Origin of the sequence: Mesorhizobium sp. M4B.F.Ca.ET.089.01.1.1, from assembly GCF_004022605.1 — a bacterium.
In the GTDB taxonomy this organism is placed as follows: domain Bacteria; phylum Pseudomonadota; class Alphaproteobacteria; order Rhizobiales; family Rhizobiaceae; genus Mesorhizobium; species Mesorhizobium abyssinicae.
The window spans coordinates 1-384 of sequence record NZ_RZOS01001596.1 but is presented as its reverse complement, the minus strand read 5'-3'; the positions used below and the strand labels follow the sequence as shown (position 1 = coordinate 384).

General features: G+C 56.8%; 1 protein-coding gene. It reads right to left on the bottom strand.

What is annotated here, in order from left to right; genetic code table 11:
• Positions 1–79: 79 nt before the first annotated feature.
• A complete protein-coding gene (locus EN780_RS38425; protein WP_126057642.1) occupies positions 80–307 on the bottom strand; it encodes a hypothetical protein in 228 nt (75 codons plus the stop codon).
• Positions 308–384: the final 77 nt, after the last annotated feature.

The window sequence follows — 384 nt, the reverse complement described above, 5'->3', positions numbered from 1 at the left end:
CCCTCTAAGATTGAGAAAGTGCATCGTTTTGTACGAAACTAACAATCCCATTAGCTGAAGAGTTTGCAACACATCCGTGTCAGATCCCCATCAGCTTGAACGCCGCCTGGCTGACTTCAGTGTCGGGGTCTTTCAGATGCTCGGGTTCCTGGAAGTGGTTGGCGTTGAAGGCTATCGTTCGACTGGCCAATCTCCCCATGCCGCGCAGCGCTTCACCGAACACATCGGACTGGCGCTTGAACTCCGGACTGTCCTGGTCGGCTGACACGACGGCAATCGGGCAGGTGATCCGGTCGAGATGGCGCATCGGGCTGAATTCCGCCTCTTCCCCCCTCCGTCAGATGCAGGTAGCTGCTGCGCGAGGAAAGCATCACCGGATAGAGA